Origin of the sequence: Brucella sp. HL-2 (assembly GCF_025846885.2) — a bacterium.
GTDB lineage: Bacteria > Pseudomonadota > Alphaproteobacteria > Rhizobiales > Rhizobiaceae > Brucella > Brucella quorumnocens.
The window spans coordinates 485,938-511,485 of the sequence record NZ_JAOYTK010000001.1 but is presented as its reverse complement, the minus strand read 5'-3'; the positions used below and the strand labels follow the sequence as shown (position 1 = coordinate 511,485).

The following is a 25,548-nucleotide window of genomic DNA, read 5'->3' as shown; positions in this document are numbered from 1 at the left end:
TAATAAACTACTTAAGCAGCTGCTTCAACTGGCTCCGGTGTTTGCCCCGGTATATAGTTGAGGATCGGTCCCAGCCAGCGCTCAACCTCCTCAACGCTCATGCCTTTACGTTCAGCGTAATCCTCAACCTGATCACGCTCTACTTTGGCAACGCCGAAATAATAGCTTTCCGGATGACCGATATAGAGCCCCGAAACCGATGAGCCCGGCCACATGGAATAGCTTTCCGTCAGCTCAACCCCAGTTTGAGTGGTCGCATCAAGCAGCTCAAACAGTGTTGATTTTTCGGTGTGGTCAGGCTGCGCCGGATAGCCAGGTGCGGGGCGGATACCCGCATAACGCTCGTGGATCAGATCGTCGTTCGGTAGTTCTTCACCCGGCGCATAGCCCCAGAACTCGTTGCGCACGCGCTGATGCATCAATTCCGCAAAAGCTTCAGCGAAGCGGTCCGCCAGCGCTTTAACGAGAATTGACGAATAGTCGTCATTGGCTCGCTCAAAACGCTCTGCAATTGCCACTTCCTCAATGCCTGCGGTCACAACGAAGCCGCCAACATAATCCTGCTTGCTGCTGTCTAGAGGCGCTACGAAGTCCGACATAGCAACATTTGGACGACCGTCGCGCTTGGACAATTGCTGGCGTAGCGTGAAGAAGGTCGCTAGCGCTTCCTTCCGGCTCTCATCAGTGAAGAGACGGATATCGTCGCCCACCGTATTGGCGGGCCAGAAACCGATAACGGCGCGCGGTGCAAACCACTTTTCTTCAATGATCTTGGCAAGCATTGCCTGCGCGTCTGCCCAAAGCGCACGCGCGGCTTCGCCCTGTTTTTCATCTTCGAGAATTGCCGGATAGCGCCCCTTCATCTCCCAGGTCTGGAAGAAAGGCGTCCAGTCGATATAACGAGCAATTGCTGCGAGATCGTAGTTCTCGAACGTCTTGGTGCCAAGGAAAGTCGGCTTCGGCGGGTTGTAAGCATCCCAGTCGAGCTTATGCGCGTTCTCGCGCGCACGAGCCAACGGCAAGCGCTTCTTATCCGCTTCGTTACGCGCATGTGCTGCTGCAACCTTGGCATATTCAGAACGGATACCTTCGATATAGCCTGCCTTGTTTTCCGGTGACAGAAGATTGGAAACGACGCCAACCGCACGGCTGGCATCGATCACATAAACCGCCTGTCCCTGCTCATAACGCGGATGAATTTTCACCGCCGTATGAACACGGCTGGTTGTCGCACCGCCAATCAGCAACGGCACGTTAAAGCCCTCGCGTTCCATTTCGGCCGCGACATGCACCATCTCGTCGAGAGATGGCGTAATCAGGCCCGAAAGGCCGATCACATCGACATTTTCCGCGCGCGCAGTATCGAGAATTTTCTGTGTCGGCACCATCACGCCAAGATCGATGATCTCGTAATTGTTGCAGGCGAGAACCACGCCAACAATGTTCTTGCCGATGTCATGCACATCACCCTTCACGGTTGCCATCAGCACTTTTCCTGCACTCTGGCGGCCTTCGCCACCGCTCAGGCGCTTTTCTTCTTCCATGTAAGGGAGAAGCACCGCAACAGCCTGCTTCATCACGCGTGCGGATTTAACCACCTGGGGCAGGAACATTTTGCCCGAACCAAACAGATCGCCGACCACATTCATGCCGGCCATCAGCGGGCCTTCGATCACATGCAGCGGACGCGCTGCGGCCAGACGAGCTTCTTCGGTATCAGCTTCGATATATTCAGTAATGCCGTTGACCAGCGCATGCGCCAACCGCTTTTCGACTGACCATTCACGCCAGCTCAGATCTTGCGTTTTGGCTTCCCTTGTACCGCTATCCCGGAAACGTTCGGCAATTTCCAGCAGGCGTTCGGTTCCGTCTGCACGACGATTGAGCACCACATCTTCGCAGGCCTCGCGCAGTTCCGGATCAATCGTGTCATAAACGGCGAGCTGACCGGCATTGACGATGCCCATATCCATGCCAACCTGAATGGCATGATAGAGGAAGACCGCATGCATCGCTTCGCGCACCGGCTCATTGCCACGGAACGAGAACGACAGATTGGAAACACCGCCGGAAATATGGGCGTGCGGCAAGGTTGAAGTAATCTTGCGCGTGGCCTCAATGAAATCGACGCCGTAATTATTGTGCTCATCAATACCGGTCGCGACCGCAAAGACGTTCGGATCGAAGATGATATCTTCCGGTGGGAAGCCGACCTGCTCGGTCAGTATCTTGTAAGCGCGAGTGCAGATTTCGACTTTGCGCTGTTCCGTATCAGCCTGCCCGGTTTCATCAAATGCCATGACCACAACTGCCGCGCCATAGGAGCGGACCAGTCGCGCATGATGCAGGAAGGCTTCCTCGCCTTCTTTGAGCGAGATGGAATTGACGATGGGCTTGCCTTGCACGCATTTAAGACCAGCTTCGATCACGTCCCATTTAGAACTATCGATCATCACTGGCACGCGAGCGATGTCCGGCTCAGCTGCAATCAGGTTGAGATACTCAACCATGATCTTCTGGCTGTCGATCAGGCCTTCATCCATATTGATGTCGATGATCTGCGCGCCGTTTTCCACCTGATCGCGGGCAACAACGAGTGCTGCCGAATAATCACCAGCCGTAATCAGCTTGCGAAAGCGGGCAGAGCCGGTAACGTTGGTACGCTCACCGATATTGACGAAGGGAATGTCTTTGGTCAGCGTGAAAGGCTCAAGGCCAGACAAGCGCATCAATGGTGGCACGTTAACCGGCTTGCGCGGCGGATGCTTGGCGACAGCCGCAGCGATTGCGCGAATATGGTCAGGCGTCGAGCCACAGCAACCGCCAACCACGTTGACGAGGCCTTCACGCGCGAAATCTTCGATCTGCGCGGCCATTGCTTCCGGGCTTTCGTCGTACTGACCGAATTCATTCGGCAGACCGGCATTTGGATAGGCACAGACAAACGTATCGGCGATGCCTGCGATTTCCGCCAGATGTTCACGCATCGCATTGGCGCCGAGCGCGCAATTAAGGCCAATGGTGAAAGGCTTGGCATGGCGCAGCGAATACCAGAATGCCGTCGGCGTCTGGCCGGAAAGCGTACGACCTGAAAGATCGGTAATCGTGCCGGAAATCATGACCGGCAGATGTACGCCCTTCTCGATAAATACTTCTTCGGCAGCAAAGACTGCAGCCTTTGCATTCAGCGTATCGAAGATCGTTTCAATCAGAATGATATCGGAGCCGCCGTCCATCAATCCGCGAATCTGATCAGCATAGGCGATACGCAGATCATCGAAGGTGACTGCACGATAGCCCGGATTGTTCACGTCCGGCGAAAGCGAGGCGGTACGGTTTGTCGGTCCGAGTGCGCCTGCAACAAAGCGGCGGCGACCGTCTTTCTGCTGAGCGCGCAAGGCTGCACGTCGGGCAAGGCGCGCGCCATCGCGGTTCAGTTCGTAAACCGCATCCTCCATGCCGTAATCGGCCTGAGCGATGGTAGTTGAAGAAAACGTATTGGTTTCAAGAATATCCGCTCCAGCCATGGCGTAAGCATAGTGAATTTCTTCAATCGCCTTTGGCTGGGTGAGTGTCAGAAGATCGTTGTTGCCCTGAAGCTGGCAGTCGCAGGCACCAAAACGTTCGCCGCGAAAATGCTCTTCGTGAAAGCCGAGCCCCTGAATCTGCGTACCCATGGCCCCATCGAGAATCAGAATGCGCTCTCTAGCGGCCTGGGTCAGTGCTGCGAGCACTTCCGAACCGTCCGGCTTTGCTGCCGTTGCACCAAAAAGATTATCGAGGGAAGACGTCATAGGGGATTACCGCCTGTATTCAAATACGCTTCATCGCTACAACACCGGCCGAAATCCGCAAAGGATTTTCAATTAATCCAGTGTGTAGATCACATCACATCGTGCGCGTTCGAAGGTTTTGCGTGAACCCACAACGCACAAGCACCGCTTAATGACATAAACATATCTTTATGTCAATTCTGAACGCATGTTTTAGGCCCCTACACAAGCCTTCACCCAACTGTTGCCAAGGGGAAGAAAAAGTGAGCATTCGCAGCCACCTACCCGCCATATTGCTGGAGCAAAATCGCCTTCAGGGACAGCGAGACCATAAGCGCTATGCGCTCTATTCTTGTTTTTCGCATGTCGAGATCGGAAAACCGTCCCCACTTTTCCGCGACATGTTTCAGGGAGAACCCGATGAAGAAATTTGCAGCTTCCTTCTTCGCAGCGTGTCTGTCACTCGGCATAGGTGTGCCCGCCATCACAGCAAGCGCAAATGCGGCACAGCCAACAGCGCTTATCGCACCTGCAATCACACCCAGCGCGCAGGCTCCGGTCGAGAACGTGCAATACTACGATTACCGCGGAGATCGACGCTATTGGCGTCATGATCGGCCACGTTATCGCGATGGATACAGGCATTATCGCCCGCATTATCGGCCGTATTATCGAGATTGGGGTCCGCCGGTCTATCGTCATCCGCCGCGCTATCGCCCAGCCCCGATGTATCGTGGTGGCAACGCGCATGTGCGCTGGTGCTACAATCGCTATCGCTCCTACCGCGCATATGACAATACGTTCCAGCCCAATTATGGGCCAAGGCGTCAGTGCTATTCGCCCTATATTTAAACAAAAAAGCCCCGGACAATCCGGGGCTTTTTTGTAATGCTATAAGCTTCGAAAGTCAGGTTACGAAAGCGCCGATAGAAGCTGCGACCAGTCCGATCGCAATGGCGATCATCACGCCATAGACGCGGGGCTTATCGAAAAGCACTGCAAAAGCAGAGAACCAGGCTACCACCGCTGCACCCAGCGCGAAAAGAAAACCCGGCTTATCGCCATGATAAAGATTGGCTGCCATCAGTGCACCGACGATCAGCGCACCAAAAACGATCATCAGCCCTGTGGCATAGCGTTCGTAATCGTCCATTTAAAATTCCTCGTCCCGATCACGCCAAAACGCGCGCCAGAAGATATCACTCAATCATTTGGCCATTTAAAGACATGCAACTTTCCATGTCACTGGCGGGTTACTCTCACACAATCACTATTTGCGTCGTTCTTCAACCATTTCGCTGTGCCGTCCGCTGCAAATATTGCGAATTTCACGCAAGCGTTTTCACGGAAACGACCAACTCATGTTATGATTGCTGCTATGGAATCGTCAGGTCTCAGCATATTTGAAACACCGATAGGCCCTTGCGGCATCGCTTGGCATGCAGACAAAATTGTCGGCGTGGAAATCGGCGATGCCGATGAAAACGAGACCCGTTACAGGCTGAAAAGCCGCTTTTCCGAAATAGAAGTCACATCCCCACCTGTTTTCATCACAGAAGCGATCGACAATGTTCGCGTGTTGCTTGAAGGCGGCGATCCGGACTTTTCCGTAACGCCTCTCGCACTTGATTCGGTACCGGACCTCAATCGCAGGGTCTATGAAATCCTTCTGGAACTCAAAGCTGGTGAAACCATCACCTATGGCGCAATCGCGCGCAGGCTCGGTGATGTCAGTCTTTCGCAGGCAGTTGGCTATGCGCTCGGCAAAAACCCGTTTCCGATCATTGTCCCCTGCCATCGGGTTTTAGGCTCCAATGGCAAAGTCGGCGGTTTTTCGGCTGCGGGTGGTACAGCGACCAAGCTGCGCCTGCTCAATATCGAACGCGCCAGAACATCACTTGAGCCGGATTTGTTCGGTGGTCTGCCTTTGCAGGCACGACCAACAACCGAAGATTAATTACGCAAATCCCAATGACCCGATTGACGCAGCTGATCTATGATCAATCCGACAGCTTCCTCGGGTGAGAACAACGCCGTGTCGATCACAAGATGCGGTCTGTCCCAAGGCTCATATTGACGAGACTGAACAGCGCTCCATGTCGGCTGAGATGGATCTTGAGACTTCTCTCTACGTGTCTCAACGCGTCTTTTGTGCTCCGCTAAATCAGAACAGATGATTTCGACTTCCACCAGCGGCACATTCGCAGATAGCGCAAGAGATCTATAAGCATCACGCGTAATTTTGAGCGGATTCACAGAATCTGCAATGACCATATGCCCCAACGATAGATTATCGGAGGCAAGCCGGTATGCGGTCATATAGCCCGAAACGCCTGGCTTTCCCTGCTGTGAAAGCACATCGGAAGCAATGATTGCGTTCTCGATCGTATCAATACGCAAATAAAAAGCGGGCAAAATGCCCGCCAGTTTATGTGCAATCGTACTTTTTCCAACACCCGGCAAACCTGCAAATACGATAAACATATGCCTGCCACCTCGATCAGAGCCAGAATGGGTAAAGTCTATCAGCCCTTGTCAGTTACGACATCTGCGGAGAAACGCAGTTCACGCATAGGGCGCACATATTGCGTGGATGCATCATAGGTCGGATGGTTTTTATAAGCGAAGAGCGCTTCCTCATCCTTGAACTCGGCATAGACAACAAGATCAATTGCGTTGCCCATCGGGTCGACCTTGGAATTCGGCAGAACTTCAAAAACGTCGGAATAAGGAATAGTGCCCAACTGCTCCAAGCCCTTCCGGACGACATCGATGTCCTGATCTGGCTTGACGCTGAAGAAAACAATGTGGCGGATCACGTCTTGTCTCCAAATCCAGAGCGGTTCCGGATAATATGAAACCTTTGACCGCTCTATCTTTTTATTTTGACGCATTATCCGACGCAAAACCGCTTCGCACTTTTGCTGGAAATGCTTTGATGGGGCGTATCTACCCCATCAAGCGAACAAGCAAAACCACAAAAAAGGTGATTGCTAAGAATTAGCCCGCCTTTACCCGACGCCAGGCGAACCCACCCTCCTGCTGCACCGAACCACGGCCGGGCTGATAATAACCGGGCGTATCCACAAGACGCTGCTCGCCAAGGCGGCTTTGGGCCACCTTGTTGGTTACCTGAAGGCTGTCAAACCCGGTGCGCAGCATAAGAGCTGCCTGATCGATCAGCACATCCCCTGTCGCCCGCAATTCGCCTTCAAAGCCCGCACGACGCAGAACTTCTGCCTTTGAATAGGAACGGCCATCGTTGAAGGCCGGAAACTGTAAGGCAATAACCGGCAGGCTGTCGAGATGATCGAATAGTGGCTCGACCTTTTCACCCGGCGTCACCAACACACCTATGCGGCGATTGGAAGAACGACGCAGCTCCTCATCAAATCCCAACCAGACGGCCAAAGGGATGATGATCGCGGGCGCATCACCTGCGGTTTCCAAATCATCCGCAAAAATATAGTCGTCTTCACGAAAGCCTTGCTCAGACCAGAGCTTCGTTTCCAAGATCGTTTCACTCATTTCGGGTCCAAAGCTCCAAGATTATTCAGGCTTTCAGCAAGGCCGGTCAGATGGATGCCGCATTCGGTCTTTTCCGATCCCGCCCAGCGTCCGGCACGCTGATCTTCGTCATCACGGACTGGTCGTGTGCAGGGCATGCAACCAATGGAGCGATACCCCTGCGTGGTCAGTGGGTGCACGGGAAGGTCGTACTTTTGCGCATAGGCGCGCAAGTCTTCCGACTGCATATGCGCAAGCGGATTGATGCGGATACGCGGGCCGACAGATTCAAAAACTGGCAAAGCATTGCGGGTGGAGGCCTGAAATTGCTTCCGGCCTGTCATCCACGCGCGATAAGGTGCGACGGCACGCGCCATCGGTTCAACCTTGCGAATGAAGCAGCAGCGATCCTTGTCGGTCATCGACAAAGCACCGAACGGATCATCGGCTTTCACGTTTTCCTCAAGCGGCAGAATATCCTGAACATCCGTCAGACCCAGCCGTTCTACGAGATCATGCCTATAATCGAGCGTTGCGCGGAAATGCTTACCCGTATCGAGAAACAGAACCGGTGTTGCCGGATCGATCTGCGCGATCATGTGCAACAGAATGGCGGACTCCGCTCCAAACGACGAGACGACTGCGATGCGTTCTTCAAAGAGTTCGTGGATGCTGAGTGCGATCACCTCTTGCGGAGAGGAAGCGCCATGACTTCCTTCCAGGAGACGGGCTTGCGCCTCCGCTCTCTGGTCCGAACTGGGATCAGCGTCAGGCCGCACGGCTCACCTCTCCATAAAGCGCGCGCTTGAAGGGCTCCATGCCAACCCGACGGTAAGCATTGAGGAATGTTTCCTTATCGCTCTCGCGCAAACCGAGATAGGTATCGACGACAGTCTCGATGGCATCGACCACTTCTTCGGAAGAAAATCCACGTCCCGTGATGTCGCCAATCGACGTATGCTCATCGCCGGAACCGCCAAGCGTGATCTGATAGAGTTCTTCGCCCTTCTTCTCGACGCCAAGAATACCGATATGCCCGACATGATGATGACCGCAGGCATTAATGCAGCCGGAAATCTTGATCTTGAGATCGCCGATTTCAAGCTGGCGCTGATGATCGCCAAAGCGTTCCGAAATACGCTGCGCGACCGGGATCGAGCGCGCATTGGCCAGCGCACAATAATCAAGGCCCGGACATGCGATGATATCTGTGATGAGACCGGCATTGGCCGTCACCAGACCATCGGAGGCGAGCAGATCATAGACCGCAGGAAGGTCAGCCTTGGCCACATGCGGCAGAACCAGATTCTGCTCATGGCTGACGCGGATTTCATCGAACGAATAGGTTTCGGCAATATCCGCCACCAGTTCCATCTGCTCGGCGCTGGCATCACCCGGAATCCCACCGATAGGCTTCAACGAAACCGTGACAACGGCATAATCGGGATTCTTGTGTGGCGTTATATTGCGCCTGGTCCAGGCCGCAAAATCGGCATCGGACTTCTGCGTAACAGCCAGAATTTCCCAGCCTTCGGGACGCTGCGGCAGGTCCGGCATCCTGAAATAGCTTTCAATCGCATCAATATCACGCTGCGGCAGTTTTAGATCACCGTAGCGGATCTGTTCCCATTCGGCGTCAATCTCCTGTACCAACGGCTCAACGCCAGTTTCATGCACGAGAATTTTGATGCGCGCCTTATATTTATTGTCGCGGCGACCGTATAGGTTATAGACACGCACGATAGCCGTCACATAGGTCAGCATGTCTTCGACCGGCAGGAAGTCGCGGATTTTTTTGGCGACCATTGGAGTACGCCCCTGCCCGCCCCCGATATAAACAGCAAGGCCAAGTTCGCCTGCTTCGTTCTTTTTAAGCTGCAAGCCAATGTCATGCACCTGAATGGCCGCACGATCCTGCTCTGAGCCGACAATCGCTATCTTGAACTTGCGCGGCAGATAAGAAAACTCCGGATGCAGTGACGACCACTGACGGAGAATCTCGGCAAACGGGCGTGGATCGGTGACTTCGTCGTGCGCAGCCCCTGCAAAATGATCGGCTGTCACGTTGCGAATGCAATTTCCCGACGTCTGGATTGCATGCATTTCCACTTCGGCCAGCTCTTCCAGAATTTGCGGCACATCCTTAAGTGCTGGCCAGTTGTATTGGATATTCTGACGCGTCGTGAAATGCGCGAAGCCACGGTCATAATCCCGCGCAATGGAGCCAAGCCTGCGCAGCTGGCGGCTCGACAATGTGCCATAAGGGATCGCAACACGCAGCATATAGGCATGTAATTGCAGATAAAGACCGTTCATCAGCCGCAAAGGCTTGAACTGGTCTTCCGTCAATTCGCCAGAAAGGCGACGCCCAACCTGATCCTTGAACTGTGCAACGCGGGCCGCAACAAAGTCACGGTCAAATTCATCATAACGATACATATTTACTTCCGATATTCAGATCAGGAGGCTTGCTTTAACGCTGGTTGACCAAGCGTAATGATGGTGGGACCGGAGAGTCGGATACGTTCGCGGAGGCGAATGGGATAAAGCCCTTCGTCGCGCTCTTCGACATCGATGACATTCACGTCGACAACCAGATTGGCTTTCGCTGCGACTTTACCTGCTTCTTCAAGTGCGCTGACGGCTTCCGCATGACGGGCAACCAACGCACCATCGATGGTTTCCTGCCATGATCCGTCAGCGCCAAGCCACACAGCCTGTCCATCGATGAGCCGGTTTGCAGTGAGAACTTTTACAACCATTTTCCCAACTCCTGAACTTTGAGCGCATTTCGATCTGATTAAGTCAGATCGGCGCTACGTTCGTTTTTTCTTCACGCGCATCTTTTCCGAAAACCGGGGTCCACTTTTCGGGATGCGCTTTAAGCTGCAACAAGGCTTGGCTTGACTGCCAGCGCCTGCGCTTTGTCGATAGCGGCGCCTGCAACAGCATCGCCGATGATGACCATGACCGGACCGGAGAGTTCTTTGCGCTCTTCCAGAGACGGGAGATCTTTCAATGTTCCATGAAACAGCCGCTTATCCTTGCGGCTGGCATTCTCAACAACCGCGACTGCCGTATCTTCATGCAGACCGGCAGAGATCAGACGGCTTGCAACCGAGGCTGCAACACTTGAACCCATATAGACGGCAATTGTTGCCCCGGAGACAGCAAGCTTGGCCCAGCCCGGCAGCACATCGCCTGCCATGTCATGGCCAGTCGTAAATACCAACGAAGAAGCAACACCACGCAAAGTCAGCGGTAGTTCCATATCGGCTGCGGCGGCGAAAGCGGACGTGATGCCCGGCACGATTTCAAAGCCGATACCCGCGGCGCGCAATGCCGCCATTTCCTCGCCAGCGCGACCAAAAACAAGCGGATCGCCTGCTTTCAGGCGCACCACACGCTTACCCTCACGACCAAGGCGGACCAGAAGATCGTTGATTTCATTCTGACTCTTGGAATGGCAACCTTTGCGTTTGCCTACCGCTAGGCGTTCGGCATCGCGGCGGCCCATGGCGATCACACCTTCCGGCACCAGCGCGTCATGCACGATGACATCCGCTTCCATCAGAACGCGATGGGCGCGCAAGGTCAGCAGGTCTTCTGCGCCAGGACCAGCACCGACAAGCCAGACGTAGCCGGCAGCGTTTTGCGACTGAGCGATCAACTCATTTGCGGCTTTGTATGCGCTCTCACGATCACCGTTTTCAACAGCACGCGCTACGGAGCCGGAGAAGAAACCGCGCCAGAAACTGCGGCGGGCCAGGCCTTTTGGCAGAAGCTTTTCGACCAGCGGACGCCAGCTTTCGGCATAATGCGCCAATTCGCCAAGACGTGGTGAGAAGGCTGCATCGATGCGCGCACGCACCATCTGCGCCAGAACAGGGGCTGATCCTTCCGTGCCAATCGCAATCGCAATCGGTGCGCGGTTCACGATGGCTGGTGTCAGGAAATCGCAAAGGGCTGGTCGGTCCACAACATTGACCGGGACCTTCTCAGCCTTCACGCTGGCTGCAATGGCGCGGTCCTTTGCCTCGTCGCCGGTTGCGACAAAAACCAGCTTCGCACCTTCAAGATGTTCTGGTCTGAAAGCTTCCTCTGCTTGCTCCACACCATGGCTTTCAATGAAAGCTGTCAGCGCGGGCTCGAACTCTTCCGCAACAATCCGCAAACGAGCAGATGTCTGAGCTACGAGGCGCGCTTTGTTGAGCGCTTCCTCGCCACCGCCGACAATAACCACCACCTCTTCCGAAACACGGAAGAAGGCAGGAAAATCAGCAAGAAGGCGCGGTTGTGAATGGGACACGAGACTATCCTTTTTCAGATAGCGGCCATTATCCCCGGAGTGGTGAAATTTTATAAGAAACGGGCTTGCGCGCGCAAATCGCGCGGAGCATCACTTTTTCTCGGAAAAGGCTTTTTGAGGATTTTAATTCCTGTTTGCCCCAAATTATATCCCATAATTTTTATAGGATTTACATTAACTTAGCTATAGTTGCCAGACGTGAAAAATGCCGGAACATGTTTGGGCCAGCGACGTGGAAGTACGGCCACAAGGTCAAACCGCAACGACAGCCGAGCATAATCTGGCTGACGTTGCAGCCACATATCGGCAGCCCCTTCGATGCGACGCATAGCGGACGATGTGACGGCAAGTTGCGCTGCCTCCACACTCGATCGTGCTTTGACTTCTACAATGAGAATGAGATCACCACGCCGGGCAATGAGATCAATCTCACCAAGCCTAGTGCGATAGCGGCGCGCGACGATACGAAAACCCTTGAGCATAAGCGCGAAAGCGGCCAAGCGCTCAGCGCTGTGTCCGCGAAAGAAAGCAACACGCTTTTTCTCGCGGAAATCACTCATCAGCCTTGCGCCTTCAGCTGCATCAATCGCTGATAAAGTACCGATTTCTGCCCGCCCGTCATGCGCGCGGCCTCGCCTGCGGCTTTTGACGGCGGAAGTTCCTCAGCAAGCGATAAAAGCAACTTGTCTATATCTTCTTCGCTTTGCGGACCGGCTTCCCCTGAAGGCGGGCCGACCAGCAGCACCACCTCACCGCGAATTCGGTCTTCACCATCGAACTGCTTGGACAATTCACCGAGCGTCGTGGTTACGATGGTCTCATAGGCTTTGGTCAGTTCACGGCAAAGCGCTGCTTTCCGATCTGCGCCGAAAACCTCGACCATATCAGCCAATGTTGCCGCGGAGCGGTTCGGTGATTCATAGAAAACCAGCGTCGCATCTATATTCTTGAGGCTCTCAAGCTTCGATTGTTTCTGACCATGCTTGACTGGCAGAAAACCGCAAAACATGAACGCATCGGTTGGCAACCCTGAAGCTGCAAGGGCTGCAAGAAGCGCCGATGCGCCCGGAATTGGCACAACCCGGATACCCGCATCACGCGCTTCACCAACCAGCCGGAAACCCGGATCGGACACGAGTGGCGTTCCGGCATCCGAAACAAGCGCAACACTCTTGCCAGCCTGCAAGGCAGCGATGAGCTTTGGACCTGCTTCATTGGCATTATGTTCATGATAGCTGATCGGACGACGCACAATGCCATAACGATCCAGCAACACGCGGGTAACGCGGGTGTCTTCACAGGCCACAATGTCAGCGCTTGCCAGCGTTTCTAGTCCGCGCAAAGTCATATCGCCGAGATTGCCAATCGGGGTCGAGACGATATAGAGCGCAGATTCAATGGGTCGGGCACGCTGGGCGGTGCCACCAACCACAAATTCGCGCTTCACATCGTCGTATAATTCGGTCATTCCGTATCCTTATGCAGGCCTATATTTATGCCGCAAGATCAGCCAAAAGCGCATCAAGCACCAAAGCGCCATCCGGGGTCGCACGGATGAAATCCCCATCCATCGGTTCGATCATGCCCGATGCAACCAGTCTCGCAAGACGTTGTCTGTCGATATCGTGTCCCGTCAGGCGACGATATCGATCAAGATCAATGCCTTCACGCAGACGCAATCCCATCATCAGGAATTCATCGCCTTCCTGATCGCGTTCAAGATATTCTTCTTCGTTGATGCCATGACCACGCTGCTCGACCTTTTCGAGCCATGTTTCCGGATGTTTTTCCGTGATCGTTACAGTGCGAGCGCCATTCTCAACGAAACGCCCATGAGCGCCGGGGCCGATACCGACATATTGCCCATAGCGCCAGTAAACTAGATTGTGCTGCGATTCACGTCCAGGCACGGCATGGTTCGAAATTTCGTAAGCCGGAAGGCCATGCTCCGCTGTCACCTTCTGCGTTTCCTCATAGAGAGCCGCAGCGTGATCGGGGTCAGGCGTAGTCAGTTTGCCCGCTTTCCACAGATTATAAAACTGCGTGCCTTCCTCGATGGTCAGCTGGTAGAGCGACAGATGATCGGCAGCCAGATCAATTGCTTCTTTCAGCTCTTCACGCCAGGCTTCAATCGTCTGGTTGGGGCGCGCATAGATGAGATCGAAAGACAGACGCGGGAAAATCTCACGCGCCAACCGAATTGCGGCCTTAGCCTCCTCTACCGAATGCATACGACCCAAACGGCGCAGATCGGTGTCATTCAATGCCTGAATGCCGAGTGACACGCGATTGACGCCAGCTGCACGATAGCCGCGAAAGCGTTCAGCTTCCACGCTCGTCGGATTGGCTTCCAGCGTGACTTCAATGTCGGGTGCCACCGACCAGCGCGATGCGATACCGTCGAGCAGGCTGCCAACCGTTGAAGGCTGCATCAGCGATGGCGTGCCTCCGCCCAGAAATATACTGGTGATGGTACGCGGGCCGGTGCGGGCACGCAATGTGTCCATCTCCCGGTTGAAGGCTTGCGCAAAGCGCTGCTGATCAACCGGCTGATGACGCACGTGACTGTTAAAGTCGCAATAGGGGCATTTGGCGAGGCAAAACGGCCAATGCACGTAAACACCAAACGCACTCTCCCCATCCGTACGCGTGATCGGCAAAATATCAGCATTATCGGCGGGTAGAGAAAAATGATGGTTCATTCAGCGGGGTCCGAAACAACGTCAAGTGCCTTTTCAGCGAAAAGCTTGAAAGCGCGCGCACGATGCGAAAGAGCTGACGCATCGCCCGGCTTCCAGCCATGCTTTTCGTCGGCGGTCATTTCACCAAAGGTCTTTTGATAGCCATCGGGCTTAAACACCGGATCATAACCGAAACCAATATCGCCACGCGGTGGCCAGATCAGCGTGCCTTCCACTTCACCACGGTAATATTGTGCTTCACCATTCGGCCAAGCAAGGCAGATCACTGAAACAAAGCGTGCTTTACGCTTATCTGGCGTCGTCGCGCCCTTTTCCTGCAAAAGATCTTCGACCTTCTGCATTGCCATGTTGAAATCGCGCGTGCCGTCTTCAGTTTCTGCCCAGTCAGCCGTGTAAACGCCGGGTTCGCCATCAAGCGCATCCACGGCCATGCCGGAATCATCAGAAAGCGATGGCAGACCCGTAGCCTGTGCTGCGGCCAGCGCCTTGATGTAAGCGTTTTCCTCAAAAGTTGTGCCGGTTTCTTCCGGCTCAGGGAGGCCGAGAGCCGCAACAGAACTGACCTCAAAACCAAACGGGGCGATCAGCCCATCAAACTCGCGCAGTTTGCCCGCATTATGCGATGCGACGATCAGTTTGCCTTTTTCAAGTGCTCTCATTTCAGTCCTGTTTTTTTCAACGCATGATCTCATCCGAAAATCGGTTCCCACTTTTCGGGATCATGCCCTTTTTCCACACATGATCTTAGCCGAAAACCGGTTCCCACTTTTCGGGATCATGCTTTAATTCCAAAGTTTCGGCTCAGCGAATTCCAACGAGTTGCCGAAGGGATCACGAAAATAAATCGAACGTGCGCCGTTTGGCCATTCGAAATCAGACTCGATCGCAATGTCCTGCTTTTCGAGATAAGTGCGCCAAGCGTCAATCTCATGGCGCGCGGCTGCAAAACAGACATGCCCCGGGCCCGTTGTACCATGAGGCGGCACCGGCAGCGATCCCGGTGCAGGCGGCTTCAACGTTTCTTCCGCCTTGAAGAGCAGCAAAATGCCGTCACCACAGCGGAAGAATGCATTGCGTTCACTGACTTTGCCCACCGGCGCAAGCCCTATGATGTCGCGATAGAACTTAATCGCTTCGGCAACATCCCGGACATAGAGCGCAGTTTCAAGAATGCGGGCTGCCTGCATAGCCTTGGCCTCCTCTTAGAGCGCTTTCAATTTCTCTGAATCAGAGGAAACGCTCCAAATATTTGTTTTTGAGCGCATCTTGTCCGAAAACCGCTTCACACTTTTCGGGATGCGCTCTAACCAGAGAAGGCCTTAACTATCAGGCAATGGCTGCTTTCTGCAACTCGACGAGCTGATTAATGCCGCCGCGTGCAAGCTTCATAAGCGATGCGAACTCTTCTTCCGAGAACGGTGCACCTTCAGCCGTACCCTGAATTTCGACGATGCCACCCTGGCCAGTCATCACGAAATTGCTGTCGGTTTGAGCAGCCGAATCCTCTGCATAATCTAGATCAAGCACCGGCTGGCCTTCATAAATGCCGCAAGAGATGGCGGCGATATGATCTTTGAGCACTTTCTCGATGCGGATCATCTGACGCGCTTCCATCCAGCGAAGGCAATCATGCAATGCAACCCAGCCGCCGGTGATGGCTGCTGTGCGCGTGCCGCCATCGGCTTGAATAACGTCGCAGTCAACCGTGATCTGGAATTCGCCAAGTGCCTGAAGATCAACAACTGCCCGCAACGAACGCCCGATCAGACGCTGGATTTCCTGCGTGCGACCGCCCTGCTTGCCGCTTGCCGCTTCACGGCGCATACGATCACCCGTCGAGCGCGGAAGCATGCCATATTCGGCCGTGACCCAGCCCTTGCCGCTATTACGCATCCAGCCCGGGACCTTTTCCTCAAGGCTAGCCGTGCACAGAACATGGGTGTCGCCAAACTTGACGAGGCAAGAGCCTTCGGCATGCTTGGAAACGCCGCGCTCAAAAGACACGGCGCGCATTTCATCGACAGCGCGCTTGGATGGACGCATGGTAATTCCTCAATTCGTTTTTCGTTGCGGCTTTTTAGGCCTGTCGCACAAGAATGGAAAGGAATTTCGCAAGATCACCCAAGAGAGGTGTTAAGAGACCTGTCATTATAGGTGCAAAGCCTTTGACGCCTTCGCCAGCAGTCTTATATTTAAAGCATGCAATTCAAAAGGCGCGCATTGAGACAATGATCAAATCACCGGAACATCAGCTCCTTAGCGCGCTCGACCAGCGGTCGCGTGATATTTTTCGGCTGATCGTCGATAGCTACCTCAATGATGGTGATCCGGTCGGCTCACGCAATCTATCACGTCTGCTGCCGCACAGTCTTTCGCCTGCCACCATTCGCAATGTGATGAGCGATCTGGAACAATTGGGTCTCATCTATGCGCCACACATCTCCGCCGGACGTTTGCCGACGCAGATTGGCCTGCGTTTCTTCGTGGATGCTTTCATGGAAGTGGGCGACCTGCCGCCCGATGAACGCTCATCGATTGAAGCACAGGTTCGTTCCGCAGGCACCAGTAATTCTGTCGAAAGCGTTTTGACCGAAGCCAGTCAGGTTTTGTCAGGCCTTTCGCGCGGCGCAGGTCTTGTGCTTGCCACCAAAGCGGAAGGTGCACTCAAACACATCGAATTTGTGCGGCTTGAGCCGACACGTGCGCTTGCTGTCCTTGTGATGCAGAACGGCGATGTTGAAAACCGTGTCATCAATCTGCCTGCCGGCATTTCCGCTTCGCAACTCGTGGAAACATCGAACTTTCTCAATGCCCATATCCACGGGCATACGCTGTCAGAAGCAAAATCGGAACTCGAAAAACTTTCCGAAGAAACCAGACAGGAGCTTGATCAGCTCTCGCAGGAACTGGTGGGACAAGGGCTTGCCGTATGGAGTGGTGCAGGGTCCGACCAGCCCGCGCGGCTTATCGTACGCGGACGCGCCAATCTGCTGGAAAACATTCATGCACAAGAAGATATCGAACGTCTGCGTCATCTCTTCGATGATCTTGAAACCAAGGACGGCATGATCCAATTGCTGGATCTTGCTGAATCGGGTTCTGGCGTGCGGATTTTCATCGGCTCGGAAAACAAGCTGTTCTCGCTCTCGGGATCTTCACTCGTCGTAGCCCCTTATCGTGACAGCGAGCAGCGGGTTATTGGTGCTCTTGGCGTGATCGGCCCGACGCGGCTCAACTATGCCCGCATCGTGCCGATGGTTGATTACACTGCTCAGATCGTATCCCGACTGCTGCGCTAGTATGATATTGAATCTAGTGCGGCTCCAGCTAAGACTGAACCGGTGGAGCCACGTCTCACTGTTTGTTTTGCGCTTTATCCAACGCAAAACCGCTTCGCACTTTTGGCTCAAATGCTGATATGCAGTGTCAGACTTGCCAAGGTGAAGAATTTAGACCTTGATTTTAATGCCGCGAAACTCGATATCCGGCCCAAACACTATTCAAGACGGAAGAAGCATTATGGCTGATGAAAAAAACAAAACCGAAAACCCCGATCTTGAGCAGCGCGATATCAACAATCCTCGGGATCGTGATGCGCTGAAGCGTGCTGCCGATGATTTTCTGAAAAGCCGCAAGGCTGAGGCACGCGCGGAAGCCGAAGAGGAATCCGTTGATGCCGAGAGCCTGGCTGCAAATACGATTGCAGCGCTCGAAGCTGACAATGCTGAACTCAAGGATCAGATGCTGCGTCTCGTTGCCGAGATGGAAAACCTGCGCAAGCGCACCCAGCGCGATGTTCAGGACGCCCGCACTTACGCAGTGACAAATTTTGCTCGTGACATGCTGTCGGTTTCCGACAACCTGAGCCGCGCACATGAAGCTATTCCTGTGGATGCACTGGAAACCGATGCAAACCTCAAGTCACTGGCTGAAGGCGTGGAAATGACCGAACGTGCCATGCTGCAGGCTTTGGAACGCCATGGCGTGACCAAGCTTAGTCCAGAAGGTGAAAAGTTCGATCCGAACTTCCATCAGGCTATTTTTGAAGTGCCAAACCCTGAACTGCCAGCCAACACGGTCGTACAGGTTATGCAGGCAGGCTATGCCATCGGCGACCGCGTGCTGCGTCCAGCTATGGTTGGCGTTTCAAAGGGCGGCCCGAAGGTCGCTGCCGAAAGCGGCGCAACTGAAGCAGAGGGCGATGCTTAGGGCGCATTTTGATCTGATTGATTGATCGATTGAGAGCGGCGATATACATCGCCGCTCTTTCTTTTTGTCCTTATCCGTTGGAATATCGACAAAATACCAGCTGGGAGGCGCATGCGTGACGATTTTTGATTTTGCAAATTTTGCAGGTGTTTTCGTCTTCGCTGCCACTGGCGCTCTTGCGGCTTCACGTCGTCAGCTCGACATTATCGGCTTCATTTTCCTGGCCAATATTACAGGCATTGGCGGCGGCACGATGCGCGATCTGGTGTTGGGCGCGCCGGTTTTCTGGGTCGTCCAACCCTTTTATCTGCTGGCAGGCACATCGGCGGCAATCATCGTCTACTTCACAGCCCACCTGGTGGAATCACGCTACAGGCTTTTGCTGTGGTGTGACGCCATCGGTATGTCGGCCTATACAGTCGTGGGCGCTGCCAAAGGGCTAGCACTTGGTTTCGGGCCATCGGTCGCGATTGTGACGGGCATTTTCACCGCCACACTTGGTGGCATTTTGCGCGATATGGTAGCAGGTGAGCCGTCCGTGCTGATGCGCAGGGAAATTTATGTTTCGGCAGCACTCGCGGGCGCTTGTCTTTATGTGGTGCTGGAGCGCTTCGGATTTGACCCGATATTCGCAGCCCTTGCAGCAGCGCTCACCGCATTCATCGTGCGCGGCGGTGCGCTGTACTTCGGCTGGAACCTGCCGGTTTATAAGAGCCGTCCCGGCCGCACTGAAGAAGAACTCAAGCGCGACCGAATTGTCAGATTGGATAAATAATCAGAGTATTTCCAGCAAAAGTGCAAAGCAGTTTTGCGTCGGGTAATGCGTCAAGAAATCAGATCAGTTTGGCCTGACTTGCGACGGCCTGAAGGTCGATCAGCGGACGTGGACCCATCTGTTGAATGATCATGCCTGCGGCAAGCGAACCAAGACGCGCGCAATCCTCAAGCGAACGGTCTTTGGTATATCCGTATAGGAAGCCGGCAGCGTAAAGATCGCCTGCACCCGTCGTATCGACCAGCTCTTCAATTTCAATCGCGGGGACATGCAGCGTCTGGTCAGCGGTGATGACAATTGCGCCTTTCTCCGAACGCGTGATAATCGCAAGTGGACAATCCTTGCGGATGGCTTCCACAGCTTCATCAAGCGACTTGGTTTGATAAAGCGATTTTGCCTCGTCTTCGTTCGCAAAAACGATATCGACAGTGCGCTTACGCATCAAATCGAGAAACTCTTCGCGATAACGGTCTACGCAGAATGGATCCGACAAGGTCATGGCAACCTGACGGCCATGCTCATGCGCGATCTTGGAAGCGAGAACAATGGCTTCCTTGGCGCGTGGCGGGTCCCAAAGATAGCCTTCGAAATAGGTGACGCGAGCGTCGGCAACCTTGGAGGTTTCGACGTCTTCGGGTCCAAGTTCGACGCAGGCACCCAGATAGGTGTTCATTGAACGCTCGCCATCCGCTGTGACGAAAATCATCGAACGCGCAGTCGGTGAACCTTTTTCCAGAGCACGCGTATCAAAGGCTACGCCCTGCGCACGAATGTCATGGGCAAATACCCGACCAAGATGATCGGTTGCAACCTTACCGAAATAGGCAGAACGTCCGCCGAGACTTGCAACGCCTGCAGCTGTATTGCCTGCACTACCACCGGACATTTCAGTAAACTGTCCCTTGATGCGGCTATAGAGCAGTTCTGCTCGATCACCATCAATCAGGTTCATGGCACCTTTGATGATACCATTGGCCTCAAGGAACGCGTCTTCAGTGCGCGAAAGAATATCGACAATGGCGTTGCCAATGCAAAGAACGTCGAATGTAGCCATGAGCTGGTCTGGGGCTCCCCTTTTTGTCTGCTGCCAGCCTCTCTCCGAGGCATTCAGACAGCGGTGCGGCGGCAGTCATGTGGGGCGGGTTTAGCCTTTTGAAAAGTTTTTGGCTAGTCCGTCAGTCTTGTGACTTGTGGGCAGGCCGTCTTGTGCAGAACGAACAGCCTTCTTATTTTGATCGCATGAGATTGCTGAAAGTGGATCCAAAATGATCATTGATGCTGCGTTGAAGGCACTTAAACGTCTTCCAACGCCGGAATTTCGCTCCGTTTTATGGAAAACGCTTGGCTTGACGCTTTTGTTACTTGTCGGGCTTTGGGTCGCCATAAGACAAATATTTTTTACTTTCGCATGGCCCTGGATGGAGCAATTGCTGCCCGGAATGCCTGGATGGGCAGGCTGGCTCGGTATTGCTGCAGCAATCGTGGCAGGTCTTGGGCTTGCTCTTGTGCTGGCATTAATGATTGCGCCTGTGACAGCGCTGGTCGCCGGTATTTTCCTCGATGACGTCGCAGATGTCGTTGAGCGCGAAGATTATCCCAGAGAGCCAGCTGGCACACCTCTGCCGCTCGGGCGCTCTGTAGTCGTTTCGCTCAAATTCCTGAGTGTGGTCATTCTCGGCAATATCGTGGCGTTGGTTCTGCTGTTCGTTCCAGGCATCAATCTGATCGCCTTCTTCGTTATCAACGCCTATTTGCTGGGGCGGGAATTTTTTGAATTTGCCGCGATGCGTTATCGGTCCGAGAGCGAGGCCAAGGCACTCCGCTCTCAATATGGTGTCACGGTGTTTCTAGCAGGACTGCTGATCGCGGCCTTCATGGCGATCCCGCTTGTCAATCTGCTGACCCCGCTTTTTGCAGCCGCTATGATGATCCATTTGCATAAGGCTATAACGCAGCGTGAAACGTTAAAACTGCGGCGGTAGCGGAATGAGCGCTGCCGGAATATCGCAAGTCTTTCCGGAATATTTGCAGATATCAGCAATAACGCAATTCTCGCATTCAGGCTTGCGCGCCTTACACGTGTAGCGACCGTGCAGGATCAGCCAGTGATGCGCGTGGAACAAGTATTCCGTTGGAATAACCCGCATGAGAATAGCTTCCACCGCATCGGGTGTCTTAGCTGGTGCAAGACCGATCCGATTTCCAATGCGCAGAATATGCGTATCCACGGCCATGGTCGAATGACCAAAAGCCATGCTCAGCACGACATTGGCGGTCTTGCGGCCAACGCCCGGCAGCTTCACCAATTCATCGCGATCATCAGGAACTTCACCGCCATAATCACGGATAAGCGCTTCAGATAGCAGAATGACGTTCTTAGCCTTGTTGCGCCACAAACCAATGGTGCGGATATAATCCCCGACTGTTTCTTCGCCGAGAGCCAGCATTTTTTGCGGCGTATCGGCAATCGCAAAGAGTGCGCGCGTCGCCTTGTTCACACCCACATCGGTTGCCTGCGCTGACAGCGCCACGGCTACAAGCAATGTAAACGGATTGGTATGTTCCAGCTCGCCCTTCGGTTCCGGTCGCAAAATGGAAAAGCGACGGAAAATCTCATGGATTTCATCAGCCGTATAAAGCGTACCTGTGACCCGGCGTGGACGACGCACAGATTTCGAAGCGGAAGCATTCACGGGCGATTTGATTTTGGCGTTTTCCATTTTGTCTCTATACTTGCCTCTGTCTTCGGAAAACAGTTCACAGCTTGACGCAGCCCGGAGGGAGCTTTGCATGCAGCATCCAGACGGCGCAAATCCAGACAGATTTGATACTCCCATTTTTGAAGCACTGCTGACGCCCTATCGCTCATTGGGTCAAACTGGGTTTCGTGTGCTGATGGGTTCAATGATCTGTTGCTGGCTGTTTGTCTGTATCGTGTTCTGGTCAATAGGGGCATGGCCGATCATCGGCTTTTTTGGCCTTGATGTGCTGGCGATCTATTTGGCTTTTCGCTGGAACTACCGTTCAGCAAATACTCGCGAAGAAATATCCGTATCGCGCGCCGCCCTGCACATCCGCAAATATGAAGCCTCGGGCGAGGTGACCAGCCATCTGTTTCATCCGTTCTGGACAAGATTCAATGTCGCCAGAAAGCCAGATATCGGCATCACGACCATGCGTGTTGAAAGCCGCAACGACAGTGTCCCCGTCGGTAGTTTCCTCAATCCTGATGATCGCGAGAGCTTCGCCACGGCTTTTGGCAATGCCCTAAGCGAAGCCCGGCGCTAGAGCATAATCCGACCGGAGTGAAACGAGGTTCGATAAGATCATGCTTAAAATAAAAGGTTTTAGAGCGCCGATCTGATTCAATCAGATCGAAACGCGCTCTAAAGAAGCGCTATAACTTTTCCACATATGTTGACGGCTTTTACCCCGAAGGCATCAGTTTTATGATGCGAAGTCAGGAATCCGATTTCGGCCCTTGAAGTCGCCCTTTTCACAAGCCATATCAGTTGAGCGAAAGATACGCCGAAAGGGTGCTTTCCATGACGGTCGCTTCGATAAGGACTGATGCAATGACAAGAATGACACCGTTTTCGAGCCCGCTATTGCTCGGATTCGACACAATGGAAAAGACGCTGGAACGGATTGCCAAATCCGGCGATGGATACCCGCCCTATAATATCGAACGTCTGCGCGGCGAGACTGGGTCTGAACGCCTGCGTATCACGCTGGCTGTTGCAGGCTTTGCCAGCGACGATCTTGAGGTCATGACGGAGGACAATCAGCTTGTCATCCGAGGGCGCCAGTCAGACGATACCGAACGTGAGTTTCTGCACCGTGGCATTGCTGCTCGTCAGTTTCAGCGCGTCTTCGTTCTGGCCGACGGCATGCGGGTGGTGGGTTGTGAACTGAAAAATGGCTTGCTTGCCATTGATCTCGATCGACCTGAACCAGAACGGCTAATCAAACGTATAAATATAGCAGTGAAGGAATGAAACTGGTTCAGGCTGGGTTCAGGCTAAAGCCGCTATAGTGAAATTGTTAAGCTCTTAAGCAGTATGATCGCTAATGATGTGCTGCGAAATTGGAGGCTAAGACCATGGACAGACACATTCTCACCGAACATGAATTCGCTCATCTGGGTGAAGGTGAAGTGGCCTATGTGCGCAAGATCCGCTCTGATGATCTTACCCGCACCTTCCCTGCCCTCCCACCGATTGCACCGGGCCTCGAGCTTTGGGCACTGTTTGGCGCAAGCGGCGAGCCGATTGTGCTTTCCGATGTCCGTGCCACTGCGCTGCAAGGCGCGCATGAACATGAACTGCGCACCGTGATGCTGCACTAAATTCTTTGCGTGATGCCGGTCCGACAAACGGACCGGCATTGCAGCTCTCCGTCAAACGATCATTTTGGCGGATTCTGGTGCATGCAGTTGGCATATTGCTCGCGCAAGCACCATTGATACCATTTTTCACCCTTTTTCTTGTAATTTCGGCAAAGGGTCTCGGCTACTTTCCTGCACTGATCAGATGTCGCTGAACTTTCCATCCGCGACATGTTTGACACTGAACGCTCCGCTAGTGCCGAGCTGGAAATCACCAGTAGTGAAATTGCCGCGACTGCAATTGGTTTAAGTAAAGTCACAAAATACCTTTCATCAAATTCAAAACCATGAATGTAAGGGGTTTAGCGGTATCGACCAGCCTTGAAAATCGAGAGATATAGCGACAGAAATAGTGCACCGTAAAAATGACAAAGCCGCCGTTCATGCGTGAACGGCGGCTTTGTTAGCTTAAACAGTCAAAATCAGGCAGCGTTGGACGCTGGCTGTGATGTCAGGAATGAATAAAGTGCCTGCGCGTCATGTGTTCCGCGCAGCTTTGCCACTGTATCCGCATCGCGCAACATGCGAGCAATGCGTGACAAGGCTTTCAAATGATCCGCGCCCGCGTTTTCTGGTGCGAGGAGCAGGAAGACGAGATCGACGGGCTGATCGTCCAGTGCTTCAAAATCCACTGGAGTTTCAAGGCGCGCAAAAATTCCTGCAATCTTGTCGATGCTTGCCAACTTACCGTGCGGAATGGCAACACCGTTGCCAACCCCGGTAGAACCGAGGCGCTCACGCTGGAGAATTGTTTCGAAAACTTCACGCTCAGGGAGACCGGTCAGTTCCGCGGCTTTTTCAGACAAAATCTGCAAAAGCTGCTTTTTGGAGCTGGCTTTCAGCGCAGGGATAATCGCCCCTGGCTGAATCAGATCACTAAGATCCATTCTCTCCGTTCCTTCTTCAATCAGGCCATCGTAGGCCCGGTTTAGGGAAGCGCACGACAGCTCAAAACTGCGTGCGCTTCAGGTTTGCCGTCAAGCGCGAGGAGCGGCCTGGCGGGTAACCGTTGATGGGTCAACCCAGCCAATATTGCCGTCCGCACGACGGTAGACGATATTTACTTCATCATTGCCCGCATTGCGGAAGACCAGAACCGGGTTTTCGATCAGGTCAAGTTCCACAACCGCCGACGCGACCGAAAGGGTGCGAAGGGCGACAGACGATTCCGCAACGATAGTCGGTGCGTAATCAACCGGAAGGTCCTCCTCTTCTTCCGGCAGCGGTGCCATAACACGATATGCCACATCATCATAGATCGCATTTGGTGCAGTCGCTGGACGCGATTTCAAACGGCGCTTGTAACGACGCAACCGTGTTTCAATCTTGTCCGCAGCCGCATCGAACGCCAGTTGCGGATCCTGTGCATCTCCGGTGCTCTGCAAGGTAGCACCGCTATCAAGATGCAAGGTACAATCCGCGCTGTATCGCGATCCGGACTTGGTGACCGTTACCTGCCCGGAAAAGCCATGATCAAAATATTTGCCGACCGCTTCATTAACCCGATCAATAATCCGGGTCGTGAAAGCTTCACCGACGTCCATATGCTTTCCAGATACACGCAGAGTCATTTGGTACACCTCATTTGCGTTACACAACAGGACGTAGTCTAATCACAAGGTGAGCGAAGCGCAAAGCGAACCAGCATCAATTCTGCTTTTCGTCCTGTGCTAATTTCCAGCCCCGCTTCACGCGCTCAGGGCAGGTGTCGAAACACTGCCCAGAAAGCGCTCTTTATCGCGACTATTCGAGTAATTTCCCCGTCATATGTTTTCACAACACATGCCTGGAATGCTCGCTGCACATCGTTCTTATATGTAACGCTGGAAACGCAGAAGCGTTTCCCGGAATATTACCTTGCCTTTCGTTTAGAACGCATCTCGATC

28 protein-coding genes are annotated in these 25,548 nt (G+C 53.7%); 9 read left to right on the top strand and 19 right to left on the bottom strand.

Going from position 1 to position 25,548, the window contains the following annotated elements; all coding sequences use genetic code 11:
• Positions 1 to 11 precede the first annotated feature (11 nt).
• Positions 12 to 3,794 carry a methionine synthase gene (metH, locus tag OIV19_RS02415; protein ID WP_264230556.1) on the bottom strand — a complete coding sequence of 1,261 codons (3,783 nt, stop codon included), beginning with the start codon at positions 3,792 to 3,794 and terminating at the stop codon, positions 12 to 14.
• Positions 3,795 to 4,193: 399 nt separating this feature from the next.
• Between metH and OIV19_RS02410 the strand changes: the two genes are divergently transcribed.
• Positions 4,194 to 4,625 carry a BA14K family protein gene (locus tag OIV19_RS02410; protein WP_264230555.1) on the top strand — a complete coding sequence of 144 codons (432 nt, stop codon included), beginning with the start codon at positions 4,194 to 4,196 and terminating at the stop codon, positions 4,623 to 4,625.
• Positions 4,626 to 4,680: 55 nt separating this feature from the next.
• Here the strand turns inward: OIV19_RS02410 and OIV19_RS02405 are convergent, their stop codons facing one another.
• Positions 4,681 to 4,926, bottom strand: coding sequence for a hypothetical protein (locus OIV19_RS02405; protein WP_094578781.1), 246 nt, complete (start codon positions 4,924 to 4,926; stop codon positions 4,681 to 4,683).
• Between the two features lie 225 nt (positions 4,927 to 5,151).
• On the opposite strand from OIV19_RS02405, the gene OIV19_RS02400 reads away from it, so the two are divergent.
• Complete coding sequence (locus tag OIV19_RS02400) at positions 5,152 to 5,730, top strand: methylated-DNA--[protein]-cysteine S-methyltransferase (RefSeq protein ID WP_095447832.1); 579 nt, start codon at positions 5,152 to 5,154, stop codon at positions 5,728 to 5,730.
• On the opposite strand, the gene OIV19_RS02395 is transcribed toward OIV19_RS02400, so the two are convergent.
• From OIV19_RS02395 to rph, 13 genes are all read right to left on the bottom strand, one after another.
• Entirely contained in the window at positions 5,727 to 6,257 is a 531-nt protein-coding gene (locus tag OIV19_RS02395) for a P-loop nucleotide/nucleoside kinase family protein (RefSeq protein ID WP_264230554.1), read from the bottom strand. The two genes, OIV19_RS02400 and OIV19_RS02395, sit on opposite strands and share 4 nt — an antisense overlap.
• Before the next feature lie 41 nt (positions 6,258 to 6,298).
• On the bottom strand, positions 6,299 to 6,592 hold the full coding sequence (locus OIV19_RS02390; RefSeq protein WP_007873331.1) for a Dabb family protein: 294 nt from the start codon (positions 6,590 to 6,592) through the stop codon (positions 6,299 to 6,301).
• Between the two features lie 181 nt (positions 6,593 to 6,773).
• Entirely contained in the window at positions 6,774 to 7,301 is a 528-nt protein-coding gene (locus OIV19_RS02385) for a DUF934 domain-containing protein (protein WP_095445933.1), read from the bottom strand.
• Entirely contained in the window at positions 7,298 to 8,059 is a 762-nt protein-coding gene (locus OIV19_RS02380; protein WP_264230553.1) for a phosphoadenylyl-sulfate reductase, read from the bottom strand. The genes OIV19_RS02385 and OIV19_RS02380 overlap by 4 nt, the downstream gene beginning before the upstream one ends.
• The gene (locus OIV19_RS02375; protein ID WP_264230552.1) at positions 8,049 to 9,719 is read right to left on the bottom strand and encodes a nitrite/sulfite reductase; all 1,671 of its coding nucleotides are present in this window, start codon (positions 9,717 to 9,719) and stop codon (positions 8,049 to 8,051) included. The genes OIV19_RS02380 and OIV19_RS02375 overlap by 11 nt, the downstream gene beginning before the upstream one ends.
• Positions 9,720 to 9,739: 20 nt before the next feature.
• The gene (locus tag OIV19_RS02370; protein WP_095445930.1) at positions 9,740 to 10,042 is read right to left on the bottom strand and encodes a DUF2849 domain-containing protein; all 303 of its coding nucleotides are present in this window, start codon (positions 10,040 to 10,042) and stop codon (positions 9,740 to 9,742) included.
• A 119-nt stretch (positions 10,043 to 10,161) separates the two neighbouring features.
• On the bottom strand, positions 10,162 to 11,589 hold the full coding sequence (gene cysG, locus OIV19_RS02365) for a siroheme synthase CysG (protein WP_264230551.1): 1,428 nt from the start codon (positions 11,587 to 11,589) through the stop codon (positions 10,162 to 10,164).
• A 179-nt stretch (positions 11,590 to 11,768) separates the two neighbouring features.
• Positions 11,769 to 12,149: a YraN family protein gene (locus OIV19_RS02360; RefSeq protein ID WP_264230550.1), complete on the bottom strand. Its 381-nt coding sequence runs from the start codon at positions 12,147 to 12,149 to the stop codon at positions 11,769 to 11,771.
• Positions 12,149 to 13,057: a 16S rRNA (cytidine(1402)-2'-O)-methyltransferase gene (gene rsmI, locus OIV19_RS02355; protein ID WP_095445927.1), complete on the bottom strand. Its 909-nt coding sequence runs from the start codon at positions 13,055 to 13,057 to the stop codon at positions 12,149 to 12,151. Before rsmI ends, OIV19_RS02360 begins: the two co-directional genes overlap by 1 nt.
• A gap of 25 nt (positions 13,058 to 13,082) precedes the next feature.
• Positions 13,083 to 14,291 carry a radical SAM family heme chaperone HemW gene (hemW, locus tag OIV19_RS02350; RefSeq protein ID WP_264230549.1) on the bottom strand — a complete coding sequence of 403 codons (1,209 nt, stop codon included), beginning with the start codon at positions 14,289 to 14,291 and terminating at the stop codon, positions 13,083 to 13,085.
• Positions 14,288 to 14,950: an RdgB/HAM1 family non-canonical purine NTP pyrophosphatase gene (rdgB, locus tag OIV19_RS02345; protein WP_264230548.1), complete on the bottom strand. Its 663-nt coding sequence runs from the start codon at positions 14,948 to 14,950 to the stop codon at positions 14,288 to 14,290. Before rdgB ends, hemW begins: the two co-directional genes overlap by 4 nt.
• Positions 14,951 to 15,073: 123 nt before the next feature.
• Positions 15,074 to 15,478 (bottom strand): VOC family protein, encoded by a 405-nt coding sequence (locus tag OIV19_RS02340; RefSeq protein ID WP_264230547.1) that lies wholly within the window; start codon positions 15,476 to 15,478, stop codon positions 15,074 to 15,076.
• A 139-nt stretch (positions 15,479 to 15,617) separates the two neighbouring features.
• Positions 15,618 to 16,334, bottom strand: coding sequence for a ribonuclease PH (gene rph, locus OIV19_RS02335; RefSeq protein ID WP_264230546.1), 717 nt, complete (start codon positions 16,332 to 16,334; stop codon positions 15,618 to 15,620).
• 185 nt (positions 16,335 to 16,519) lie between these two features.
• Between rph and hrcA the strand changes: the two genes are divergently transcribed.
• The 3 genes from hrcA to OIV19_RS02320 all read left to right on the top strand — a co-directional run bounded on the left by hrcA (position 16,520) and on the right by OIV19_RS02320 (position 19,275).
• Positions 16,520 to 17,590 carry a heat-inducible transcriptional repressor HrcA gene (gene hrcA, locus OIV19_RS02330; RefSeq protein ID WP_095447830.1) on the top strand — a complete coding sequence of 357 codons (1,071 nt, stop codon included), beginning with the start codon at positions 16,520 to 16,522 and terminating at the stop codon, positions 17,588 to 17,590.
• 220 nt (positions 17,591 to 17,810) lie between these two features.
• Positions 17,811 to 18,500, top strand: coding sequence for a nucleotide exchange factor GrpE (gene grpE / locus OIV19_RS02325; RefSeq protein WP_264230545.1), 690 nt, complete (start codon positions 17,811 to 17,813; stop codon positions 18,498 to 18,500).
• Between the two features lie 115 nt (positions 18,501 to 18,615).
• The gene (locus OIV19_RS02320) at positions 18,616 to 19,275 is read left to right on the top strand and encodes a trimeric intracellular cation channel family protein (RefSeq protein WP_095445922.1); all 660 of its coding nucleotides are present in this window, start codon (positions 18,616 to 18,618) and stop codon (positions 19,273 to 19,275) included.
• 58 nt (positions 19,276 to 19,333) lie between these two features.
• On the opposite strand, the gene OIV19_RS02315 is transcribed toward OIV19_RS02320, so the two are convergent.
• Entirely contained in the window at positions 19,334 to 20,329 is a 996-nt protein-coding gene (locus OIV19_RS02315; protein WP_095445921.1) for an adenosine kinase, read from the bottom strand.
• A gap of 211 nt (positions 20,330 to 20,540) precedes the next feature.
• Between OIV19_RS02315 and OIV19_RS02310 the strand changes: the two genes are divergently transcribed.
• A complete protein-coding gene (locus OIV19_RS02310; RefSeq protein ID WP_264230544.1) occupies positions 20,541 to 21,257 on the top strand; it encodes a sulfate transporter family protein in 717 nt (238 codons plus the stop codon).
• Here OIV19_RS02310 and nth read toward each other — a convergent pair.
• Positions 21,240 to 21,995, bottom strand: a complete 756-nt coding sequence (gene nth, locus OIV19_RS02305) for an endonuclease III (RefSeq protein ID WP_264230543.1) — start codon at positions 21,993 to 21,995, stop codon at positions 21,240 to 21,242. The genes OIV19_RS02310 and nth overlap by 18 nt on opposite strands.
• A 70-nt stretch (positions 21,996 to 22,065) precedes the next feature.
• On the opposite strand from nth, the gene OIV19_RS02300 reads away from it, so the two are divergent.
• The 3 genes from OIV19_RS02300 to OIV19_RS02290 all read left to right on the top strand — a co-directional run bounded on the left by OIV19_RS02300 (position 22,066) and on the right by OIV19_RS02290 (position 23,623).
• The gene (locus tag OIV19_RS02300) at positions 22,066 to 22,563 is read left to right on the top strand and encodes a DUF2244 domain-containing protein (protein WP_264230542.1); all 498 of its coding nucleotides are present in this window, start codon (positions 22,066 to 22,068) and stop codon (positions 22,561 to 22,563) included.
• 287 nt (positions 22,564 to 22,850) lie between these two features.
• Positions 22,851 to 23,273, top strand: a complete 423-nt coding sequence (locus tag OIV19_RS02295; RefSeq protein WP_095447829.1) for an Hsp20 family protein — start codon at positions 22,851 to 22,853, stop codon at positions 23,271 to 23,273.
• A 104-nt stretch (positions 23,274 to 23,377) separates the two neighbouring features.
• Entirely contained in the window at positions 23,378 to 23,623 is a 246-nt protein-coding gene (locus OIV19_RS02290; RefSeq protein WP_095445917.1) for a BQ00720 family protein, read from the top strand.
• A gap of 461 nt (positions 23,624 to 24,084) precedes the next feature.
• Here OIV19_RS02290 and ptsN read toward each other — a convergent pair whose 3' ends face one another.
• Together ptsN and hpf are read right to left on the bottom strand one after the other, a co-directional pair.
• Positions 24,085 to 24,549, bottom strand: coding sequence for a PTS IIA-like nitrogen regulatory protein PtsN (ptsN, locus tag OIV19_RS02285; protein WP_024898162.1), 465 nt, complete (start codon positions 24,547 to 24,549; stop codon positions 24,085 to 24,087).
• A gap of 90 nt (positions 24,550 to 24,639) precedes the next feature.
• Complete coding sequence (gene hpf / locus OIV19_RS02280; RefSeq protein ID WP_095445915.1) at positions 24,640 to 25,233, bottom strand: ribosome hibernation-promoting factor, HPF/YfiA family; 594 nt, start codon at positions 25,231 to 25,233, stop codon at positions 24,640 to 24,642.
• Positions 25,234 to 25,548 lie beyond the last annotated feature (315 nt).

Excerpts from the sequence above, each read along its gene's own strand:
- metH (WP_264230556.1), bottom strand. The coding sequence starts at position 3,794 with ATGACGTCTTCCCTCGATAATCTTTTTGGTGCAACGGCAGCAAAGCCG.
- OIV19_RS02410 (WP_264230555.1), top strand. The coding sequence starts at position 4,194 with ATGAAGAAATTTGCAGCTTCCTTCTTCGCAGCGTGTCTGTCACTCGGC.
- OIV19_RS02405 (WP_094578781.1), bottom strand. The coding sequence starts at position 4,926 with ATGGACGATTACGAACGCTATGCCACAGGGCTGATGATCGTTTTTGGT.
- OIV19_RS02400 (WP_095447832.1), top strand. The coding sequence starts at position 5,152 with ATGGAATCGTCAGGTCTCAGCATATTTGAAACACCGATAGGCCCTTGC.
- OIV19_RS02395 (WP_264230554.1), bottom strand. The coding sequence starts at position 6,257 with ATGTTTATCGTATTTGCAGGTTTGCCGGGTGTTGGAAAAAGTACGATT.
- OIV19_RS02385 (WP_095445933.1), bottom strand. The coding sequence starts at position 7,301 with ATGAGTGAAACGATCTTGGAAACGAAGCTCTGGTCTGAGCAAGGCTTT.
- OIV19_RS02375 (WP_264230552.1), bottom strand. The coding sequence starts at position 9,719 with ATGTATCGTTATGATGAATTTGACCGTGACTTTGTTGCGGCCCGCGTT.
- OIV19_RS02370 (WP_095445930.1), bottom strand. The coding sequence starts at position 10,042 with ATGGTTGTAAAAGTTCTCACTGCAAACCGGCTCATCGATGGACAGGCT.
- OIV19_RS02360 (WP_264230550.1), bottom strand. The coding sequence starts at position 12,149 with ATGAGTGATTTCCGCGAGAAAAAGCGTGTTGCTTTCTTTCGCGGACAC.
- rsmI (WP_095445927.1), bottom strand. The coding sequence starts at position 13,057 with ATGACCGAATTATACGACGATGTGAAGCGCGAATTTGTGGTTGGTGGC.
- hemW (WP_264230549.1), bottom strand. The coding sequence starts at position 14,291 with ATGAACCATCATTTTTCTCTACCCGCCGATAATGCTGATATTTTGCCG.
- rdgB (WP_264230548.1), bottom strand. The coding sequence starts at position 14,950 with ATGAGAGCACTTGAAAAAGGCAAACTGATCGTCGCATCGCATAATGCG.
- OIV19_RS02340 (WP_264230547.1), bottom strand. The coding sequence starts at position 15,478 with ATGCAGGCAGCCCGCATTCTTGAAACTGCGCTCTATGTCCGGGATGTT.
- rph (WP_264230546.1), bottom strand. The coding sequence starts at position 16,334 with ATGCGTCCATCCAAGCGCGCTGTCGATGAAATGCGCGCCGTGTCTTTT.
- hrcA (WP_095447830.1), top strand. The coding sequence starts at position 16,520 with ATGATCAAATCACCGGAACATCAGCTCCTTAGCGCGCTCGACCAGCGG.
- grpE (WP_264230545.1), top strand. The coding sequence starts at position 17,811 with ATGGCTGATGAAAAAAACAAAACCGAAAACCCCGATCTTGAGCAGCGC.
- OIV19_RS02315 (WP_095445921.1), bottom strand. The coding sequence starts at position 20,329 with ATGGCTACATTCGACGTTCTTTGCATTGGCAACGCCATTGTCGATATT.
- OIV19_RS02310 (WP_264230544.1), top strand. The coding sequence starts at position 20,541 with ATGATCATTGATGCTGCGTTGAAGGCACTTAAACGTCTTCCAACGCCG.
- nth (WP_264230543.1), bottom strand. The coding sequence starts at position 21,995 with ATGGAAAACGCCAAAATCAAATCGCCCGTGAATGCTTCCGCTTCGAAA.
- OIV19_RS02300 (WP_264230542.1), top strand. The coding sequence starts at position 22,066 with ATGCAGCATCCAGACGGCGCAAATCCAGACAGATTTGATACTCCCATT.
- OIV19_RS02295 (WP_095447829.1), top strand. The coding sequence starts at position 22,851 with ATGACAAGAATGACACCGTTTTCGAGCCCGCTATTGCTCGGATTCGAC.
- OIV19_RS02290 (WP_095445917.1), top strand. The coding sequence starts at position 23,378 with ATGGACAGACACATTCTCACCGAACATGAATTCGCTCATCTGGGTGAA.
- ptsN (WP_024898162.1), bottom strand. The coding sequence starts at position 24,549 with ATGGATCTTAGTGATCTGATTCAGCCAGGGGCGATTATCCCTGCGCTG.
- hpf (WP_095445915.1), bottom strand. The coding sequence starts at position 25,233 with ATGACTCTGCGTGTATCTGGAAAGCATATGGACGTCGGTGAAGCTTTC.